General features: G+C 31.3%; 23 protein-coding genes. All 23 read left to right on the forward strand.

All coding sequences use genetic code 11. The annotated features are described in order from the left end of the window. Nucleotides 1–218 precede the first annotated feature (218 nt). Complete coding sequence (locus KPL50_RS09390) at nucleotides 219–605, forward strand: VOC family protein (protein WP_216298210.1); 387 nt, start codon at nucleotides 219–221, stop codon at nucleotides 603–605. A 204-nt stretch (nucleotides 606–809) separates the two neighbouring features. Continuing rightward, nucleotides 810–1,772 (forward strand): YafY family protein, encoded by a 963-nt coding sequence (locus tag KPL50_RS09395; RefSeq protein WP_216298211.1) that lies wholly within the window; start codon nucleotides 810–812, stop codon nucleotides 1,770–1,772. Between the two features lie 100 nt (nucleotides 1,773–1,872). Then, the gene (locus tag KPL50_RS09400; protein WP_216298212.1) at nucleotides 1,873–2,499 is read left to right on the forward strand and encodes a type 1 glutamine amidotransferase family protein; all 627 of its coding nucleotides are present in this window, start codon (nucleotides 1,873–1,875) and stop codon (nucleotides 2,497–2,499) included. A 331-nt stretch (nucleotides 2,500–2,830) separates the two neighbouring features. After that, nucleotides 2,831–3,142, forward strand: a complete 312-nt coding sequence (locus KPL50_RS09405; RefSeq protein ID WP_375372911.1) for a GNAT family N-acetyltransferase — start codon at nucleotides 2,831–2,833, stop codon at nucleotides 3,140–3,142. A 344-nt stretch (nucleotides 3,143–3,486) separates the two neighbouring features. Continuing rightward, nucleotides 3,487–3,714 carry a hypothetical protein gene (locus tag KPL50_RS09410; RefSeq protein WP_216298213.1) on the forward strand — a complete coding sequence of 76 codons (228 nt, stop codon included), beginning with the start codon at nucleotides 3,487–3,489 and terminating at the stop codon, nucleotides 3,712–3,714. Nucleotides 3,715–3,954: 240 nt separating this feature from the next. After that, entirely contained in the window at nucleotides 3,955–4,518 is a 564-nt protein-coding gene (locus KPL50_RS09415) for a nitroreductase family protein (RefSeq protein ID WP_216298214.1), read from the forward strand. A gap of 83 nt (nucleotides 4,519–4,601) precedes the next feature. After that, nucleotides 4,602–4,934 carry a GNAT family N-acetyltransferase gene (locus KPL50_RS09420; RefSeq protein ID WP_309245163.1) on the forward strand — a complete coding sequence of 111 codons (333 nt, stop codon included), beginning with the start codon at nucleotides 4,602–4,604 and terminating at the stop codon, nucleotides 4,932–4,934. A 209-nt stretch (nucleotides 4,935–5,143) separates the two neighbouring features. After that, nucleotides 5,144–5,860: an ABC transporter ATP-binding protein gene (locus KPL50_RS09425; RefSeq protein WP_216298215.1), complete on the forward strand. Its 717-nt coding sequence runs from the start codon at nucleotides 5,144–5,146 to the stop codon at nucleotides 5,858–5,860. A 33-nt stretch (nucleotides 5,861–5,893) separates the two neighbouring features. Continuing rightward, nucleotides 5,894–6,670 carry an ABC transporter permease gene (locus KPL50_RS09430; protein WP_216298216.1) on the forward strand — a complete coding sequence of 259 codons (777 nt, stop codon included), beginning with the start codon at nucleotides 5,894–5,896 and terminating at the stop codon, nucleotides 6,668–6,670. A gap of 141 nt (nucleotides 6,671–6,811) precedes the next feature. Continuing rightward, nucleotides 6,812–6,973 carry a hypothetical protein gene (locus KPL50_RS09435; protein WP_216298217.1) on the forward strand — a complete coding sequence of 54 codons (162 nt, stop codon included), beginning with the start codon at nucleotides 6,812–6,814 and terminating at the stop codon, nucleotides 6,971–6,973. Further along, entirely contained in the window at nucleotides 6,949–7,485 is a 537-nt protein-coding gene (locus KPL50_RS09440; RefSeq protein WP_216298218.1) for a Type 1 glutamine amidotransferase-like domain-containing protein, read from the forward strand. The genes KPL50_RS09435 and KPL50_RS09440 overlap by 25 nt, the downstream gene beginning before the upstream one ends. 25 nt (nucleotides 7,486–7,510) lie before the next feature. Continuing rightward, on the forward strand, nucleotides 7,511–7,810 hold the full coding sequence (locus KPL50_RS09445) for a hypothetical protein (RefSeq protein ID WP_216298219.1): 300 nt from the start codon (nucleotides 7,511–7,513) through the stop codon (nucleotides 7,808–7,810). A 96-nt stretch (nucleotides 7,811–7,906) separates the two neighbouring features. Continuing rightward, nucleotides 7,907–8,548 carry an HD domain-containing protein gene (locus tag KPL50_RS09450; protein WP_216298220.1) on the forward strand — a complete coding sequence of 214 codons (642 nt, stop codon included), beginning with the start codon at nucleotides 7,907–7,909 and terminating at the stop codon, nucleotides 8,546–8,548. Between the two features lie 334 nt (nucleotides 8,549–8,882). After that, nucleotides 8,883–9,689 (forward strand): alpha/beta fold hydrolase, encoded by an 807-nt coding sequence (locus KPL50_RS09455; protein ID WP_216298221.1) that lies wholly within the window; start codon nucleotides 8,883–8,885, stop codon nucleotides 9,687–9,689. A 261-nt stretch (nucleotides 9,690–9,950) separates the two neighbouring features. Beyond that, the gene (locus KPL50_RS09460) at nucleotides 9,951–10,379 is read left to right on the forward strand and encodes a hypothetical protein (RefSeq protein WP_216298222.1); all 429 of its coding nucleotides are present in this window, start codon (nucleotides 9,951–9,953) and stop codon (nucleotides 10,377–10,379) included. A 335-nt stretch (nucleotides 10,380–10,714) separates the two neighbouring features. Continuing rightward, nucleotides 10,715–11,584, forward strand: coding sequence for a 4-hydroxy-tetrahydrodipicolinate synthase (dapA, locus tag KPL50_RS09465; protein ID WP_216298223.1), 870 nt, complete (start codon nucleotides 10,715–10,717; stop codon nucleotides 11,582–11,584). Nucleotides 11,585–11,753: 169 nt separating this feature from the next. Next, entirely contained in the window at nucleotides 11,754–11,861 is a 108-nt protein-coding gene (locus KPL50_RS27855) for a hypothetical protein (RefSeq protein ID WP_375372912.1), read from the forward strand. A 75-nt stretch (nucleotides 11,862–11,936) separates the two neighbouring features. After that, a complete protein-coding gene (locus KPL50_RS09475; protein ID WP_216298224.1) occupies nucleotides 11,937–12,089 on the forward strand; it encodes a hypothetical protein in 153 nt (50 codons plus the stop codon). Then, nucleotides 12,083–12,349 carry a hypothetical protein gene (locus KPL50_RS09480; protein ID WP_216298225.1) on the forward strand — a complete coding sequence of 89 codons (267 nt, stop codon included), beginning with the start codon at nucleotides 12,083–12,085 and terminating at the stop codon, nucleotides 12,347–12,349. Before KPL50_RS09475 ends, KPL50_RS09480 begins: the two co-directional genes overlap by 7 nt. Before the next feature lie 37 nt (nucleotides 12,350–12,386). Beyond that, nucleotides 12,387–13,424 (forward strand): hypothetical protein, encoded by a 1,038-nt coding sequence (locus tag KPL50_RS09485; protein WP_216298226.1) that lies wholly within the window; start codon nucleotides 12,387–12,389, stop codon nucleotides 13,422–13,424. A 228-nt stretch (nucleotides 13,425–13,652) separates the two neighbouring features. Then, on the forward strand, nucleotides 13,653–14,093 hold the full coding sequence (locus KPL50_RS09490; protein ID WP_216298227.1) for an N-acetyltransferase: 441 nt from the start codon (nucleotides 13,653–13,655) through the stop codon (nucleotides 14,091–14,093). A 140-nt stretch (nucleotides 14,094–14,233) separates the two neighbouring features. Further along, nucleotides 14,234–14,728, forward strand: a complete 495-nt coding sequence (locus tag KPL50_RS09495; protein WP_216298228.1) for a GNAT family N-acetyltransferase — start codon at nucleotides 14,234–14,236, stop codon at nucleotides 14,726–14,728. 284 nt (nucleotides 14,729–15,012) lie between these two features. Then, a complete protein-coding gene (locus tag KPL50_RS09500) occupies nucleotides 15,013–15,408 on the forward strand; it encodes a DUF4179 domain-containing protein (protein ID WP_309245164.1) in 396 nt (131 codons plus the stop codon). The last annotated feature ends 104 nt before the right edge of the window (nucleotides 15,409–15,512 follow it).

Here is a 15,512-nt window from a genome sequence, read left to right on the forward strand (position 1 = left end):
CCATCGCAGAAATTCTATGAAAAAAACGGATTTGAAACACTTTGTGATTTGATAGTTCTTGGTAAATAGTGTGGAGATAAAATTAAGTATATAGATAGTTATATAAGAAAATAATGTTTCGTCATATTCTTAAGTGACGACATGGTAGATTATTGTCTCAAATAGTCTTTTTTAAAAGAGTCTATATAATATAATAAAAAAATTAGGAGGTAGCTGAAATGAAAGGAAAAATTTCACTTATTACAATTCTGACTAATGATGTAGAAAGTATGCTAAAATTCTATAATAAAGTTCTTGGCTTTAACATAAGTATCCAATCAGGCGAGTATTTTGAACTTGAGAATGAAGGTGTTCGATTTGCAATCTGTTCAAGAAAAGTAATGTTTAATTTTACTAATTATCAACAATTTCAAGATATTCCAACAGGTCAAAGATTCGAATTAGCATTCCCTTTGTCATCTAAAACAGAAGTAGATAGTACATATTCTGAAATCATCAAGAAGGGTGCTGTTCCAATTAAAGAACCCTCAGATATGCCATGGGGACAAAGAACTGCATTTTTTGCCGACCCTGATGGCAATGTCCATGAGTTATTTGCAGATTAAAGTCTGAGAAATATAAGTGTAGTGTGAGTTTTATTAGGCTTTCTTTTTATTATGCGTCACAAGTAATTTGTGTCCCAACTGTAGAAAAATGCGTCACAGTTGATTTAATAATAAGAAATGTTATAAGTTTTTAAAAACAATATTTAATGATATTATATTCCTAAACAATAAAATTTAATTGTTAACCAGATTAGGGGGTGCATTATGCCAAAAAATGATAATATGCTAGCAATTTTATGGATGCTGAATTCAGGTACAAAAATAACTGCAAAGCAAATATCCGAAAGGTTAGAAATAAACATACGATCAGTTTATCGTTATATGGATGCACTGTGTGTTAGTGGAGTGCCAATAATATCGGAGCCTGGTCATAACGGCGGATATAGTTTGCTTAACAATTTTATCCGAGCACCCCTGTTTTTTGATCTTGAAGAGAAAAAATCACTTTTGCATGCTGCTGTTTTTGCAATGGAATCAGGATATCCTTTTATGGAATCACTAAATAATGCAACATCAAAGTTAAAGATGTTTTCGAATCAAGAACAAGAAAAAGTTCTCAATCGTCATTTAGTTGGATTTGAGGTAGTGAGCCGTATTTGCGATCCAGCTGTCAAACCTATATTAATGGAACTCGAGCAAGCTGTTGCAAATGAATGCTCTATGGAAATTGAATACTGTACAGGTTATGAAGGGCATCCCAAGCATAGGGTTGTTGACCCCTATGGGATGCTTTACTGGAACAATAAATGGTACGCTATTGCATTTTGCCATCTTAGGAATGAAATTCGTAACTTTAGGGTAGATAGAATAATAAATATTATAAGCACTAAAAATACGTTTAAGCGTCCTGAAGCTTTTTCGGCACGTGAGTTTTTTACAGAAAGCTTATTATCGAATATAGAAAGTAAAGTAGGACTTTGCACTTTAGTAATTGAGGGCAAGTCAGAAGCATTGAATGACCTAAGTGCACATTGGTTTTTAGGATATCATCTGATAAAACGAACTGAATGCAGAACGATTTTTTTAATGGATGAATACTCAATCCATACCTATGTTCCTCATATTCTACTTCCATATGGTAAAGCAATAAAGGTGCTTGAACCAAATAGTTTTAAAGCTGCTATGGCATCAATTCTTAAAGATTTGCTGGACTATTATCTCCACTGACTGAATTTGTCAGTAAAGATAATATATAATTGATTAAGATGGAGCTTGAAACCATCCTGTGATAAATAGTACTAATAAAATGAAAGTGGAGGAATAGCAAATGAAAAACAAAGTATATCTTTATGTATTTGATACAATGGCAGACTGGGAAATAGGTTATTTAAGTACTGAAATCAATTCGGGAAGGTACTACAAAAAGGGATTAATGCCTCTAGAAATAGTAACTGTAGGAATTAACAAGAACCCTATTACTACAATGGGAGGTTTAGAAATATTGCCAGAAATTGAACTTAAGGAGTGTATTATTGAAGAGACAGTTGCTTTGATTCTACCTGGTGGGAATACATGGACAGAAGCAATTCATGCTCCTATTATAAGAATGGCTGAAGAATGTTTAGAGAAAGGTATTGTTGTAGGGGCAATTTGTGGTGCTACAATAGGACTTGCTATGGAAGGAGTATTGAATAAGCGAGCTCATACAAGCAATGACCTGGGATATCTTAAAATGGTCTGTCCAAGCTATGCAGGAGAAAAATATTATAAGCAAGAATACGCAGTAACTGATAGAAGTTTGATTACTGCCTCTGGAATAGCTCCTCTTGAATTTACTTTGCACATATTGAAAATTCTAGAGGTGTTTTCACCACAAACATTAGATTCTTGGTACAATCTTTATAAAACTCAAGATGCAAAATATTTCTTTGAGTTGATGGGATCGATTCAATAGTAGAAAATTGAGTGAATCAAAGTTATTTATATAAATATAAAAGTATAAAGCCAAATGCGGAGTTGGAGATTATTATAGACTTTCAAGTGAGTCTGTTTCAAAGTTTATGTAAACTTCCATGATTGATATAGAATAAATATAAGTCATGGAGTTTTTTTATGGAAAGAAGTTAATACTACTCTGAAAGCTTATGAACCAAATATATCTATGCTTCTTCAAAGGTTAAAAGAACGCTATAAGGGGTAGAGCCAATTTAGAGGAAGCCCTTAAATTATGGATAATATCTTTTAATGCAGGATTTTCAACAAACTTTGATACTAAAGAAATTCTAATAAGGTACTTAGATATAAATCCTAAATTCAGTTCCGTAGCTTGTACAAAAGCTAGGGAAATAGTTGGTGCTTTAATGTGTGGACATGATGGTAGAAGAGGTTCTATTTATCATGCAGCAGTTTATAATGAATATAGAAATAAAGGGATTGGCAAAAGGATGGAGCAACGTTCTTTGGAAGAATTAAAAAAAATTGGTATTATTACAGGATTCTTATTTATTAACATTAATAATCCTGGTTCTAAAGAATTTTGGAATTCCATTAGATGGATTGTTATCTCAGACATAAAATACTTATATAAAGAGTTTTAATTTAGGCCATAATTTTCGTATATAGTGAAATGAATTAGTTGAGATTCACCGCTTATTAGGAGTGTAATGCATAAAATATCGCATAATAAAATGTTGCCATTCGCCTTGGCTCGTAGAGTACTCAACATGATAGATGTTGTACTGAAGTATATCTTTCAAATTCAGAAAATATTAAAACAGCCGCCAAGCCATGTCTGGAAAGGCTCAGCAACGTCGGAAACACGAAACATTAGTGGAAATCCCTGAATTCAATACTATTAAAATCATAGAGATGGAAAATCATTAAGATTCATTTCTAGAAGATTTAAACTAATGTGCATTTGTATAAAAAAGGAGGAGAATAAATGAGAGTTGGAGTTTTTCAGTTCAAAGGTAGTGACAACATTTCGGACAACCATGAAGCAATAATTAGGGCTATTACTAGAGCATCTCAAAATAAGGTTAGGCTTCTTGTTTTTCAAGAATGTGCAACTTGCGGATATCCGCCTGTTGAAATACCTATTATTAAAGAAATAAATTTTGAAATTCTAAATTCATATTTACATGGTCTATCAAAGTATTTCTGGCATTAGCGGAAATTGAGTATGAAATAAAAAAAAGGGGTATAACCTAATGTTAATTGCAAAGGAAATATTAGGCGATATTGTGATCAGTTATCATAATATTTTACAGAACAATCTTATTGGTATTTATGTACATGGATTAAGGTTAAGTGAAATTGCTATCAATGAGATCACGCGCCCCACGTGGATTGAGAGGAAAGGGTTTTGAAGAAGAATATTGTTTATTTTAAGTACGAAAGGGGTTTTAAAGTGGACACAATCGAAGCGATTTATAAAAGAAGAAGTATAAGAAACTATTTAGATAAGCAAGTTGAAAAAGATACGATTATAACTTTGTTGAAGGCTGCTACAGCAGCACCAACGGCAGCAAATTGTCAACCGTGGGAGTTTATAGTTATTGATGAAGCTGAAAAACTTCCTGAACTGAAAGATAAATTGATTTTCGCGAGATACAATGCACCTGTTGCTATTGTTGTGTGTGGGAATATGAAATTATCTTTTAAAGGCCCATCTCAAGAAATGTGGGTTCAAGATTGCAGTGCGTCGATAGAAAATATTTTGATTGCGGCAACAAGTGTTGGGCTTGGTTCAGTTTGGATAGGTATATACCCTCTTGAAAGTAATATAAAGTCATTAAAAAAAATACTAAATATGCCTGAATATGTTACTCCACTCGGTATTGTATATGTTGGATATTCTGCAGAGGAAAAAGAAGCGAGAACACGGTTTAATGAGAAAAGAGTATATTGGCAGGAGTATGAACCTAGCCGTAAACACAAGACAAAGGATAAGCCTGTTATAGGACATTACTAGAGGTTTTACTGGGTATCGTCCGTGGTCACCTCGGAACAAGTGGGGCGACCAACTTCATTTTAGCTGGATTTAATAAGGAAGAGATATACGTTGCCCTAGATATTAATCACAATTGTAAGGGTTTCATATGGTTTATTTTAGAGGGGGCATTTCATTCATTTCCATATCTTCACATTATCGCAGTCAAGAAAGAAAATCGCAAACTTGGAATAGGGAAAAAACTATTAGAGTTCCTTGAGGACATTTGCTTTATAGACTATACAAAACTATTTTTAGTATTTGCAGATTTTAATATAGGTGCCAAAATGTTGTATGAAAGTATTGGATACATAGAAATTGGTATTATACCTAGCTTGTACAGAGAAGGAATAACTGAAGATTTAATGATGAAATTAAGAGAAGCGAAAATATGCTAAAAGGTACACGAAATATTAATGGTTTGGCGTCCGCCTTGACTGGTGGGCTCTTTTTATATAGCAATGTGTAAATTTATGGTATATAATCTATATATAGGTTATCACTTAACTATCTCCAAGTCATGTTATGTGAAATTACTTGCTCCTTGCGTTTACTACCCCTAAAATCATTATGTTAATAATTAATATCCCAAAATGAGGAGGTATATATGATTAATTTTAAAAATCTTACAAAAAAATATAAAGGTTCAAATATAGTAGCCCTTGATTCATTTACTTTTGATGTTAATGATTGTGAAATTATTTGTTTATTAGGTCCTAATGGTGCTGGTAAAACTACATTAATAAAATGCTTAGCTGGCTTAGTGATTCCAGACAATGGAGAAATTTATATTAATGATGAAAAAATTAATATAAAAAATAATAATTATTTAAAGGATATAGCCCTATGTTTAGAAGGAGCTAGAAATCTTTACTGGAGGATAAGTGTAAAGAGCAACTTTTATTATTTTGGGGCCTTAAAGGGAATTAGTAAAAAACAAATTGATGCTGATATAAAAAAATATAATGAACTATTCGATATTAATGATCTTTTAAATAGAAGGGTCAATACATTATCTTTAGGTCAAAAGCAAAAGGTATCAATACTTGCAAACATATTACTTACGCCTAAGATACTAGTACTAGATGAACCCTCTAATGGATTAGATATTGAGGCTAAAGAAATGCTATTAAGATTATTAAATATTATAAAAAAACAAGATAATACTACTGTACTAATAGCTTCACACGATGTGGATTTCATTAGAAAAGCCGTTGATAGAATTGTAATTTTAAATAAGGGAAAAGTGCAAGATATTTTAGTTAACGATAATATCTCAAATAGTTTAATTGAGAATAAATATTTGAAAATTGTTTCATCTTAATCGCAATATTCAACTCAGAGGGGAGAACTTAAAATGAAGTATTTAGATGCATTATGTGCTGAAATAAAAATTTCTTTAGAAAGTGAATGGTCTTACAAAATGAAGTTTATAAGTGACATCATATTTATGGGAGGATTGTATATAGTTTTATTGTATATGAATACTGGAACTAGTCTAGGTGATTATTATGCATCACCTAAAGATTCTAAATCCTTACTATTAATAGGATATATATTATGGAGTTTTTCTATACTGGCAATAAATTTAGTTAGTTCTAATATAGACGCCGAAGCTACAAGAGGAACCCTGGAACAAAAGCTAACCTCAATAATTCCATTATATGTTTTAATGATAGGAAAACTTATTTTTTGTATGTTAATGGAACTTATAGAATTAGCTATAATACTTACGATATCTGTTTTAATCTTCCATGTAGGCGTATCCATAAATCTTAAAGCTATTATTATTTTATTAATTACTATTGCAGGAATGTATGGTATGGGATTAATTTTTGGTGGACTCACACTGAAGTTTAAGAACATAGGTAGAACAATGTATATCATTCAAACATTATTATTGTTTTCTTCAAATACATTAATGGTTGTTTCAAATAAGTTTTCAATTATTAATTTAATCCCATTAACTAATGGAAATGACCTTATTAGAAAGGCTCTTATAGGACAGGTAATTCCTATGACAGATTATTTAGCATTAGCTGCAATTTCTCTAGCATGGCTTGCAATAGGGATTGTTACTTTCAATTATTTCAAAAAATTGAGTAGAATTGATGGACTTGTAGGCTCCTATTAACATACTTTTACATGATTTTAATATAGTTGGAAGTAGTGAATATAATCCACAGGAAACACATCAAAAGGAGTATGGGAACTTTCAAATTTGCTATTAGTATAGGTCAAAATTATGTTTTAAAAACGTTTGAAGGAAAGAAATATGAATATTTTATTAGATGGGTTAGACTTTGATAAAGCGTGGGCATATGATACATTAAAAAACATAATTAAGGCGGACTGCAAAATCACTATTGTTCCTTTTTCTTTTCATGAAGATTGGATAAAAAACGCTGAGGAATGGGGAAGTCTTATAATAAATTAAACGGTGGATATTATAGCAATATTGTACTGCCATTTCTAGCGTATGGGATAAGGGAAGACAATATAAGGTGGGTTAATTATTTTGAAGATGATAAAGATAGCTCAAAAGATAAAATCGATACTAGTGATATTATCTTTTTTACCGGTGGTTTTCCGGATAAGATAATGAGTAGATTAGCAGAATTTGATTTAATTAATACAATTGAACATCATCAGGCTATTATCATGGGGTGGAGCGCTGGTGCAATGATGCAGTGCTATAGTTATTATATCTCACCGGATAAGGCTTATCGAAAGTTTAGATACGAAATAGGATTGAATTGTATTAAGGATTTTGCTGTTGAGGTTCATTATAAAAATACAGAAGTGCAAAATGCAAGTATTAAAAAAAATATAAATGAAACTGGAAAAAACGTATATACTACAGAGGCTCAAAGTGCAATTATAGCAGATGGTTGTAAGGTTATATTATTAGGAAATGCAAAGGTATATAAGGGATTAAATAAAGTATAAATCTATATAAAGCTCAAGTAACAAAATGAAAGAAATTATGAAAAACCCAAATGTTGCATTAAATCACAATCTGTTTATAGCTCATGGTATAGGGGAAAATATAGGGAATCCGCTAGAAGAACAAAACAGAGAACTAAAAGAAGAATTAAAGAAGATATTCTGTACATTTTATCATAAACATGTATATGAAGAAGATACAAACACTTGTATTTTGAAAATCACCTTAACAGATTCACTCGTATTTGCTCATGACTATAAGTACTTCGTCGATTTTAAACAAAAAACTGCTACGCGAGAAGAATGTGTGATTGATATAGTATTTTAAATGAGACAATCCTATTGGAGTGAGTGCTAATTAAGGGCATCTATTTCACATTTAGAAAATTACGTTACAAATTTGACTAAAGGGAGATGTACATATATGAAAAAATGTTATGAACAAGGAGTGCCCACCATAGATGAAGCCAGATTATTATTGAAGGAAGCAGAAGATTTATTTCCGGGACCATGGGTACAACATTCACTTTGGACTGCTCAAGCAGCTAAGCTAATATCTGAAAATTATGAAGAGCTGAACCCAGATGTGGCATACGTATTAGGGATGCTCCATGATATTGGGAGGAGAAATGGACTGCCAAAGGGTGTAACAACTATTGGACACCTGTTAGGTGGCTATAACTATTCTAAAAAACTAGGATATGATTTTTTAGCAAAAATTTGCATAACCCATTCTTGCCCATCTAAAAGCATTAATGATATTGAAGAAGTTGTAAATAAAAGCTGTAGCCATGAAGATTATAAGTTTGTTGAGGCTTTTTTTAATAAACTGAAATATACTGAATACGATAAATTAATACAATTATGTGATGCTTTAGCATTACCTGATGGTTTTACACTGATAGAAAAAAGACTGATTGATGTTGCCCTGCGATATGGAGTGAACGAATATAATGTTCCAAAATGGAAAGCATTCATCGAACTAAAAAATTATTTTGAGGAAAAAATAGGAAAATCTGTATACAGCATATTACCAGGCGTTATTGAAAATACTTTTAAATTATAAAATTAAATTTTCTCTCAAGAAGATACCAATTTAATCCTACCTAATGTTTATATTAAGAGTTAGATAGGATCGCATTATTCATTTATTCCAATAGTACAGAGTTGAGGAAGTTAAAACTATTGAAAAAGCGAGGGTACAAATATTCCATCTGCTAACAAAATGTTCAAGTTCGCTTTGCATGAGAAGATTGCAAAGCACGCCGAGAAGCTAAGTGCGGTCGCACTAAGCTTCTCGGTGTATTGAACACAAAACGTTATATGAAATTCAAGCTCTAGGAATAGGTTTTAAAGATAAAATAAATATTAACTTTATCTTAAGAGAGGAGATGGTATTGATGCAAACAAATGGGTTTGCAGGAGTCAATGAAACACAACTATACTATGAGGCAACAGGAGAAGGAGAAGCCATTGTCTTACTTCACAGTGGATATACGGATTTAAGGCTATGGGATGACCAATTTGAACTATTTGGAAGGTATTTTAAAGTTATTCGGTATGATATAAGGGGCTTTGGCAAGTCTAACAGACCAAGCCACCCATTTTCGCATTCAGAAGACCTAAAAGAGCTGCTGAATTATCTTGGGATTGATAAGGCACATTTGGTTGGGGTATCTATGGGTGGAGGCATTGCTATTGATTTCACTCTTCAATATCCAGACTCGGTGGAATGTTTAATCTTAAGTGGCCCCTCATTAAATGGCTTTAATTACACTATCGACGAGCCCACTAGGCAAAGATCTTTGGCGGGAATGTCTATAGCAAAGAGAGATATAAATTTTGATAAATCGGTTGAGTTCATGCTCAACGATCCAATGTGGAGGCAAAGTAATTTAAATGCTCATGAACGTTTAAAGAATATGTTTACAGATACATCATTAGAATGGGCTATAAAAGACATGGAAATAATAGCCTCCCCACCTGCAGCAGAAAGACTCTCTGATATAACTAAAAATACACTACTGATTGTTGGTTCAGAAGAATCAGAACCTATCTTAGAAGTTGTAAATCAATTGGAATCATGTATAACTATGGCACAAGAAGTTATTATAAACGATACTGGGCATTTACCTAACTTAGATAAACCTGAGATGTTTAATGGAATTGTACTAGACTTTTTACTGAAATGTTCGAACATCATATAACAAAAGGTTGCCGTTAGCTTTGGCCAAGAGTAATTTGAATAAGACCAAGTTATTTATGAAAGTGTATCTATCAAATTAAGAGAATCATAAACCAACGCCAATCACATTCCCACCCCAAGTGCGGTCGCACTAGGGAAATTTTTTTATAAAGGAGTATTTATAGAACGAAATGAATATTGAGAAGAAAGTATGGGGGGGAACTCAGTTATAATCTAACACGCATATAATGATTTTGTATATTTTATATGGGGGAGGGATAATGTGAAAAAATTATTTTTCATAGTAGGATTTACTTTAATTATGATAATGTTGTTTGTTGTCTATAAAAAAACTAATGCTATAGTTACTATAACTACCGTCAGAAATTCATATTCTCCTATGATGTCTTATGGAAGTGGAGGCATTAAAATGACACCTAATTTTAAATCTAAGAAAAAATACACTAAATTAGAGTATCATTGGATTACTGATGAAGGGGAATTTATTAGCGATTTTACTCATTTGGGTAAAGAAGTAAAAAATCAAGGTGAAACTGTATTATGGAGTGCCATTGAAAATGATAAAGTTGTAGATATAAAAAGTCCTTTTGATATACGATTAGAAGTCATAGATTGTGAGGGGCGGGAAATATTAGCGAATACGAAAGTAACCATTAACCCAAATAAAGATTTTTATGAGATAAAAAAATAGAATTAGTAGCTTCAAATCAGTGCTAATATTAATTCGCATATTGCATATATTTCACCATGATTATTCTGTAGTATGAATCATATTTAAGGATAGCTGGAGTAGATATTGCTCAAAGTGTAGTGCCTAAAATGACCTATAACAAAATGTTGCCGTCCGCCTTGTCTGGTGGACTCTTTTTTTATAGTAATGTGTAAATTTATGGTTTATAATCTATATATAGGTTATCGTTTAACTACCGCCAAGGCGCATTCCTTTACCAAGCGATCGCGCTAAGGTTCAGAAACGTTAGCAGACATGGCCACATTATTTAATATTTAATCGATAGGGGGTATAGTATGAAAATTCAAGGCGTTTATGTTCCACTTATAACACCTTTCATAAATGACAAAGTTGATTTTAATTCTTTCAAAAGAATGATTGACTACTATTCAAGTAAAGACATCAGTGGAATTATTCCATTGGGTACTACGGGGGAAAGTCCAACTATTTCTGATTATGAGTACGAAGAAATAATATCAAAAACCATGGAGTATAATAACAACCGTCTTCCAGTATTTATAGGAATTGGTGGTAATAGCACAAGTAAGGTTATTAATCAATTAAAATTAGTAGAAAAGTATAATATTGATGGTATATTATCTGTGTGCCCATATTATAATAGACCCGACCAAAGAGGTATATATGAACATTTTTTAAAAATTTCAGAATCAACTGATTTAAATATTATTATATATAATATACCTTATAGAACTGGTAGAAATATTGAAAATGACACTATTTACAAGTTAGCAGAATTGAAAACCATAGTTGCTCTTAAAGATTCTTGTGGGGATATAAAACAAACAGCAAGCCTAATTCTAAATCCACCTAAAAATTTTTCGATTTTAACAGGAGAAGATGTATTATTTTATACCACTTTAACACTTGGTGGTGATGGAGGAATTCTGGCTTCTTCACATCTAAATACAGAAGAATTTATTGACGTTTATAATGCTGTGAAAAATAACAATCATCAATTAGCACTTGAAAAATGGAAACCCCTATCTAAATTTATCCCGATGTTATTTGAAGAGCCTAATCCTGCTCCAATTAAATACTGTCTAAATAGGTTGGGCCTTATTAATTCTGCTGAAGTAAGATTGCCTTTAACAGAAATTACAGATGATTTAAAGAATAGACTTGAGAATATTCTATTTGATAAATAATTTGTCTAAATGATTATAATTATATGAATTAGTATACAATTTTTATAAACTATATCACAACATTCTTATAGTATACAACAATCATTACGTTAACCTCTCTATTTCAAGAAATGAAATTAAGGAAATTTATAACTTAGTATCACAGCAGTACTCAATAGATAATAATTGTATACTAATTGGGGGATTTTCTGGTGGTGCTATTGCATCTATTGATGTTACCATGTCTAATGCAATACCTATAAAGGGTTTTATTGCTCTGGGTCCAGGATTAACATAATCATTTACTAAAGAGAATGTTAAGTTAGCTGCTAAAAGAGGTGTAAAAGGGGTATTCATGGAAGGGGAGCTAATAATGCCATTGCCAGAACAAGAAGAAATGGTAAATACGTTTGAAAAAAGTGGATTTACACATAAATTCTTTATAAATCAAGGAATAGGACATGCAATTCCAGAAGATTTATCATATAAATTAAATCTAGCAATTAAATTTATATGTAATTGTTAATTTTAAAACAATATTTAATAAGAGGTTTTATATCTGGCACTTCTGCTAACAATGCACTCCCATTCGCTGTGGCGGGTAGTGTAATTTTTATAAGTTTATGTGTTAAAATATGGCTTGAAGACAAAATTAAGTATAATGAAACAAGCCACAGCCAACCTGCAAGCCTAAGAAAAGAGTTTTCTAAGGCTTGCAGGTTGCGGGAGTGCGGAACGTTAGTTGCAATTCCAGGTAAGATTTCTCACAGTACTTTGAAAATGTGAAATAGAATTTATTTATATTTGATGAAGGAGATAAAATATGCTACTAAGAGATTTAATGCAAAATATGTTTTTACCTAAGAAAGAAATTTTCATAAATAAAATAGTTAAGATTAGGGAAATTGATCTCCACTTAATTTCTATAACTATGGAAGAACACAAGAATGTATTATGGGCAATGTATCAATTGCCGTGCCATCTTGATGAAGGGATAGATTCAGAAGAAAAAACAGAGTACACATCAAATCGAAATGAGATGATTAATAATATTAGCAAAAGAATGAGTTCTCCTCATATTCATATATCTGAAATAATGATTCAAAAACAAAAGATGATATTTTCTTCTTCAAGTGAAAGGTCTATGTCTGATAGAGCTTGTGAAGGGTATATGCAACTGCAGCATTTCATCGAAAAAGGAATGGATACAACAAATTGGAATGAAGTTGATTTGGCTAATATAATTATAGTAACTTATGAGCAAAAGGAAAGTGAAGAATTTCCTGCAATAGATTTGTCAAAGAAATTAGATATTACTTTAAAAGTTAGTAAAGACTTTAAGCAAGTGCTAATAAATCAACCAATAACCCTCGAATTTGGTGAAGTTGAAAAAGGTGAAAAACTTTATTTCTATGACTCCATTGAAAAGAAAAACCGCATTTTTTATATTGATAAAATGAATCATTATGATATTTGGGAAGAAGTAAATCGTAATCTTGAAGATCAATTGATGCAAGTTTTGCCCAAAGAACAGATTATGGAGGTGAAAGAACAATATCTGATTGGTCTAGAGAAAACTTGCCCGGAAGGAATGAACTTAGCAATGCTTGAATATGAAACCCAAGATGGTGTGCAGCTTGATTTTTATTGCAAAGAATATTTGGATGAAGTACCAGCGCCTAAAACTTCTTCAGTATCCACGATGCTTTTTAAATCAGATAGAGAACTTGGTAGTAATGGGTTTAAAAGTAGAGTGCGCATGATTAAACCAGTAGAAAAAGACTTTAATGGTAGCATTGACGTTGAGCTATTTTCATTATTCACGGAAATACCGGAAGAAATAATAACGGTTTTAAATTAATATTTACCATATAAATTAAGGTTTAGCCTCACTTATTGCACAGCGTTCTTGAAATATATATACAAGAATTAACATTAATAATATTAGTACTCTTAATATTGAGGTGCATAATTTGCATGTTAAAAATAGAAAGATATTGTGGAGATTATTTTTATAACAAAAGTGGTAACTTAATGCAGCAATCTGACTTCCATAAATAATTTATGGAAACCGAAAAGGAGAAAGAATATGATTAAACAGTTAGAAAATTTTGAAATAGAAGAAGTTATGGAGATATGGGTAAAGACTAATATTACTGCTCACAGTTTCATACCAGAAAAATATTGGATTGATAATTATAACGTTGTTAAAGATGAATACATGCCCAATTCTACAACTTTTATTTACAAAGAACATAATATAATTAAGGCATTTATAAGCATTATGAACAATTCATTTATTGGTGCATTATTTGTTTTACGAGGTTATCAAGGGCAAGGCATAGGCCGAAAACTACTGGAATACTGTAAATCTTTATATTCAAGTTTAGAATTGGGAGTTTATACAGAAAACATAAGTGCAGTTAACGTTTATAAACATTGTGGTTTTGTAGTTAAAACAGAAAAGCCCAATGAAGATTCTGGACATCTGGAATATACAATGTTTTGGACAAAACAAGAACAATATTAAGTCACAACGGCAACAAGAAACGTTATCTGAAGTTTTAGGCCCATGGAAGTTTATTTTTACGCATTTAGTGATACAAAGAATAGGTAACAATTATATAATTATGCGCAAGTCATGCTCAATTAAAGTATGGAGGAATTAAAATGATTTTTCAATCAAAAGGTTTTTATATAGATTTAGTTCAAAATAAAGATTTAAAGGATATTGTTGAAGTATATAATTCAAATAAGTATTTTTTAATAAATCATATGGATATTGACAATGTTAAATATGAATGGATACTTGAAGAGTTAGAATCCATGAAAAAAGCCAATTTTTATTCTTGTAAGGTAGTTGAAAAAAGTTCAGATAAAATAATCGGGATAGTAGATTTCAAAATAGGTGAGGAAACTTATGTATCATTATTAATGATACACAATGATTATAAAAATAAAGGGTTTGGAAAATTAATCTATCGAGCTTTAGAGGAATATGTTAAATCAGTAAAAAGTAAATGTATGAGAGTAGATGTAGTTATTAAATATGATGATACCGTACTTAATTTCTGGGTTGAAAATGGTTTTATAATAATTGAGGATATAGAATTAAATTGGACAGGAAAAATTTTGCCAGCAGTTATTATGAGGAAATTTCTGTGATTATTTAGTTGAATCTTTCGCATATTCCCTATTAACATTAGCAAAGAAGTAGAGAAAATTTATTCGCTACTTTCTTATTTTGAAAATTATATGGTAAGAGATTCAGTCTGATTTGACCTAGTTGAGACGTAAATATTATTAACAGTAAAATAAATTTTAAATCGCTGAAACTTTTTATATAGGTTCTGAATCTTATTGTTGTAGAAAGGAAGTGGGATAGTGAAAGGTGAAATAGATGTCTCCATGATAGTTAAGAGCATCAAGATAGGACACATTGAGAAAAAATAAAAAGAAGACCTTTAAGAGTACTTTTGATTGCTGCAGCGATTTTAACCATGTCGGTAGTTACCGTATTTGCAGCAAGAGAGCCGATTATGAAACTAATAAAACGAATAAGCCTTGAATCACGGATTAACAATATAGTAGAAAAGGGAATGGGTGACAGACTTAATATATCTAAGATAGACAAGGATATTAAAATTACTATAACAGATGTAGCTGCAGATGATATTCAAACCTTAATATCATTTAAAATTGAAGATTTAAAGAGTGGAAAAGAGTATAGAGTGAAATATGATGAAGGAATAGATATAAGGGAAAGATGGGGAGGACAAATAAAAGATACAACTATAAAAATGTATAACTCTGTTTTTAACACTGGAGGGGTAAAGGTACGCTGAACTTATATCCTATTGATACTGACAAAAAAACAATAAACCTTGCTTTTGTAAAGATTGAGACAAACACAGGTGATATTAAGGAAGTAATCCAAGGAAGCTGGAAT

It is taken from the genome of Clostridium sp. CF012 (assembly GCF_018861755.1).
Lineage (GTDB): Bacteria > Bacillota > Clostridia > Clostridiales > Clostridiaceae > Clostridium_AD.